At 65.3% G+C, this 4,501-nt stretch carries 4 protein-coding genes; 2 read left to right on the forward strand and 2 right to left on the reverse strand.

The window, feature by feature from the left end:
- Nucleotides 1–1,838 (reverse strand): hypothetical protein (locus tag VN461_07125; GenBank protein ID HXB54539.1); only part of this gene is annotated, 1,838 nt, incomplete at its 3' end.
- A 292-nt stretch (nucleotides 1,839–2,130) separates the two neighbouring features.
- Nucleotides 2,131–2,304: a hypothetical protein gene (locus VN461_07130; protein HXB54540.1), complete on the reverse strand. Its 174-nt coding sequence runs from the start codon at nucleotides 2,302–2,304 to the stop codon at nucleotides 2,131–2,133.
- 800 nt (nucleotides 2,305–3,104) lie between these two features.
- Between VN461_07130 and VN461_07135 the strand changes: the two genes are divergently transcribed.
- Complete coding sequence (locus VN461_07135; GenBank protein ID HXB54541.1) at nucleotides 3,105–3,584, forward strand: helix-turn-helix domain-containing protein; 480 nt, start codon at nucleotides 3,105–3,107, stop codon at nucleotides 3,582–3,584.
- 81 nt (nucleotides 3,585–3,665) lie between these two features.
- Nucleotides 3,666–4,501: hypothetical protein (locus VN461_07140; GenBank protein HXB54542.1), on the forward strand; the 836-nt coding region annotated here is incomplete at its 3' end.

A 4,501-nucleotide genomic window follows, 5' to 3' on the forward strand; every position in this document is an offset into this window, starting at 1 on the left:
CACACGCCCGCCAGTTCCAGGTGCGGGGACTCGGGCGGGCGGTCCGGGAACAACCGCCGCTGTACGTCCGACGCCATGGCGATCTCCCGCCGCAGGAACTCCTCCTCTGCCCGACGGTGCACGAGCTGGCTGTTCTCGATCGCGAACGCGAGTTGCCACGCAATCGCCTCCAGCAGACGTAGATCCTCGCCGGAGTAGGGCAGGTCGCCCAGCCGCGGCCCGAGCACGATCACCCCCAAGAGATCCTGTTTGGCCACAATGGCAAGGGAGATGCCGCCCCGCTCTGATTCGCGGGGCCCCGGCGCGAGCCTGAGCTGGCGAATGAGCGGCGCTTCTGCACTCAAGTATCCTCCGGGCGGGAGCACCGACTCGTAGTCGCCAGTCCGGGCCTGCTGGAGGAAGACGGCCAGACTCTCGGGGTGAAAGGCATCCTCGATGCGGGCCGCGGCCATGGTAAGGAGTTCGGCGACGGACGGTACCTCGCGGGCGGCGGCGCCGATCTCGGCCAGGATGGCCTGGCTGTCGTAGACCTCCCGGAGGAAGCGCCGGTCGATCGCCGGCATCAGGCGTCGGTTCAAGAGTTGCAAGAGTGCGAATACCCCGCTGCCCACCACGAGGGTGGCGATGACGTCGGCCCGGTTCCCGACGCGGTCCAGGGACGCCGCGCGTTCCCCCGTGAGCAGAAACGCGACCGTGGCCAACACGGCTGCCGCCTCAATCAGGTAGAAGCCCCGGGACACAAGCAGATACCGGAACCCACGCCGGATCAGCAGCCGGATCGGGATTACTTGGTGGCGGACGATGGCGTAAGCGAATGAAAGGGGTAGGAGAGGCATGCACAAGATGACGCAGAGCAGGAGCGCACGGGCGACCCAGAGCGGCTGGGCGCTCACATCCCCGAGCAGGTCCACCAGCATGAGCGTCGCCAGGGGCAAAAACGCAGCGAGGCTGCCCGCGAGCACCATGGTCAGCTTCCGCTTCGAGGCCAGAGTGGCTTGCCGATAGTTGAGGATCAGCGAGAGCAGGCCGAGGAAGACGTAGCCCACGGTGACGGGCAGGGAGAGCCACTGCATTTGCGGCTGCGTGACCCAAGCGATTTCCAAAGCGCGGTCCTTGACGAAGAGGATGGTCGAGGCGGTGGCGAGGGGCAGCGCCGCCACGCTTGGCCAGTAGAGCCGGTATTCAAGGGCCGGGAAACGCCGGAGTACGGCCGAACGGACGGGGAAGGTCAGAAAAAAGTGCAATAGCACCGGCCAGAAGAAGTTCGAGACAATCAAGCTGGTGCCGAATAGCACGAGCTTCCATCCCGAAATGGCCTTCAACACGCTCGGCTGGCAGATCCCCGCCGCCAAAAGCGCGAACATCATGGCCAGGAGGTATCCATGCAGGTCATAGGGCTTCACCGCGAGGACCGCGATGCCGGCGAACAGGAACAGCGCGGCCACAGGGATCAGGGCCACCACGAAGAAGGTGGTGAAGCTCAAACCAAATGGCAGCGTGTGCAGCTTGAGCAGCTGAAGTCGACCCCCGCGACGCAGCAACAATTGGTATTCGGTGCCGGGAGGGATACCGTCGAAGACCAAGCGGGTGTCAAAGCCATGGCCGACGCCCCGCCCGTTCACAGAGATGATCTCGTCGCCCCGCCTGAGCACGCCCTGGGCCGCGGTGTCCGGCCGTACTTGAGAGATCCGTGTGACGTCGCCCCTCCAGTTGGCCATCCAGCCGGCTGTACTGGAGCGGCGCAGGAAGCGAACGGTTTCGACCGCCTGGACCGCGAGATCCAGGCATAGCCAGCCGCAAAGGAATGCGGCCGCGATGAGATGGGATCTCTTAGGCACGTCCCCTCCGACAGGCCATCATAGACCACATTCTCGAAGGGCCGGGGCCGAATGAGTCGGGGCCCCATCGAACACCCGGGATCGCCTGCCCCTGGTCGGGCACGCCTCTACGATCACGAAGCCTTTAGCTATTCCCAGAGTTAAGGCGCGGTGCGGCCACCGGCGTTGGCCCCACGGAGGCGAAGGCAGCCTCGAAGAGGGGCTTTTTGGTCCTTGCCGAGAATCCACGAGCCTCAAGCGGCCCGGCTTTGGTGGCAAGTGGCGGCCGGGGGTCGCGTCGATCGAGCGCTGTTCAGTAGTGAATCAGCGCGAAATCCAGCGTGTTGATGTGGCCGCCTTGGACGGAGATGGTGGCCGTATGGCCGTTGCGCTCCACCTTCACATGAGTCGCAGTGCCCAGGGTGTCGGGACTGGAGACCAAGAAAGCTGACGTCGTCGTGTTGACGCCGGCCGCGAAGTCGATCACGCAAGAGCCGGACGCACTCCAGTCTCTGCTCCCCGCAATGGACGCGATACAAACACCGTCGTCGGTCATCCTCACCTGCCCCCATTGAATGGGTGGGGGCTGCGGCGGCAGCGGGGTCCGGGCTCCTGCATGTGCGGTAACCGTGAGGCCGGTGGCCACGGCGAGCCCACCCGCGAGCGCTATGGCCTGAAACAACGCGAGACGTTGGGTAGTCACTTGAGCTCCTTTTCCTGAGTGATCCGCTCGGTCCTAGCTCGCCCGAGCAGTTGGGGATCCAGGACGCATAGAGCAGGCTGTTCCCCGGCGGCGACGAGCCCCGCAGGCCCTGCCTTCCCAAAAGTAAGGAACACTCCTAGTGCGCCCTGTCGTACCCTCGCCACCCGAAGAGCAAGACACGTACCCACAGGGAGCCAAAGCTCCAGCGCGGAGGAACCAGCTGAGCATCAGCAACTTGCAGCCCTTCTCCGACGCAGTTCGCACAAAGGATGGGAGCGACACTCCTGTTGTACTCGTGCCAGAGGGTTGCAGACCTGTCGTTAAGACCGAGGTCGCGGCGGAGCGCCGGGGGCCGGCCCTCGGAACGCTTGGCCAACGAGGCCGCTCTGCTGGGAGAAATGCCAGCCGTGATAGGGGGCAGATTCTCCTAAGGAAACCCTCTGTTTACCGCCTTTACAGTGGGATGAGCGTTTGACCGTGGTTTGAAATTCACGCCCGGTCGGGGTAGCCTGTCCGCAGTTCATGACGAACGCTGCGGTCCGTTCCTGCCGCGCGACTCTCACATTGGAGTTTGATAGCCAAAGATGCCCACTCTTGTTGCCACCCTGAGAACTGAGATTCGTAGGCTCGCCGCGGTCGAGGTGCAAAAGGCCCTCTGGCGGCTGCGCCGTATACAGAAGCAGGTCAAAGCTTTGCGTCTTGCTTCACGCCGCCAGAAACTGGCTCTTTCCGGGGTCGAGAAGGGCGTGCATCGCCTGAGCGACCGAATGGCCACGCGCGGCTTCCGGGCCGGCACCCGTGTCCCCGCCCGTGGCCCGCGTGTCCCTCCCCGAACCATCCGCGCAGTGCGCCGACGCCTCAAGCTGACCCGCGAGCAGTTTGCGGACCTGGTCGGGGTCAGTCCCGGATCCATCTTCGGGTGGGAGACGGGACGGACGGTTCCGCGGGGTGGGAGCCGCACCCGCTTGGTCGAGCTCAAGAAGGCCGGGCCGCGTGCTCACCAACGGAAGACCCGGGGTGCGGCCGGGCGGGGCCGCCAGCGTCGGCGTCGCGCGCGTCGCTGAATCGCCCGGGCCGGCTGCCCTAGCAACCGGCGGTGACTCCTTGTAAACTCACAGAAACACTCTGCGTGTGGGCTGGGTGCCATGGTCGAGTTGAACCACCGCGACCGGACGATCAAGGTCAAGATCGTCTATTACGGTCCCCCGGTTGGCGGCAAGACCACAAACCTCCAAGTGCTGCACCAGCACGCTGTCGCCGCACGGCGCGGCGAGATGATCTCTATTAACTCGGCCCAGGACCGCACGATCCTCTTCGATCTCTTGCCCCTGAAGACGGCTGGATTCCGTGGCTTCGACCTCCAACTGCAGGTCCTGGCCGTGCCGGGCCAGGCGATGTACGCGGCCACCCGCCGGCTCGTGCTGAAGGGCGCGGACTCCTTGGTCTTCGTGGCCAACTCGGCGGTGGACCGCTGGGAAGAGAACCTCCACAGCTATCGGGAGATGACCCAGAACCTCCTGACCCACCACCTGGATCCTGCCAGCATGCCCCTAGTCCTCCAGTACAACAAGCGTGACCTGCCCGAGATCATGGAGGTCGAGACCATGGACCGGGCGCTCAATGGGCGGAAGGTCAACAGCATTCCCGCGGTGGCGGTGCGTGGCGAGGGGGTGCTCGAGACCTTCTCGGCCATCCTCTTCCAGACGATCCGCGACCTCGCCAACCGTTACGCGATTTTGGAAGCCAAAGGGGGACAGCCCGCCTTGCAGTGGTCGCAACAGGCCGTCGCCGGGATGTTCGGGACGACGACCCTGGCTCCCCAGACGGTTCGCCAACCGGCCGAGCCAACGCGCCCGGCCCCTTCCCCGACGCTCGAGGCCCGCTCGGGCCCACCGTCCTCTTCGCCCATCGCCTCCAACCCGCCGCCGCGGCCCACCCCCACCCCGGTCCTCGAGCCCCGCCCGGCCCCCCCATCCGTCGT

It is taken from the genome of Vicinamibacteria bacterium (assembly GCA_035570235.1).
In the GTDB taxonomy this organism is placed as follows: Bacteria; Acidobacteriota; Vicinamibacteria; order Fen-336; family Fen-336; genus DATMML01.

Bases quoted from the DNA above. Each gene is read 5' to 3' on its own strand.
- VN461_07135 (HXB54541.1), top strand. From the start codon at position 3,105: ATGCCCACTCTTGTTGCCACCCTGAGAACTGAGATTCGTAGGCTCGCC.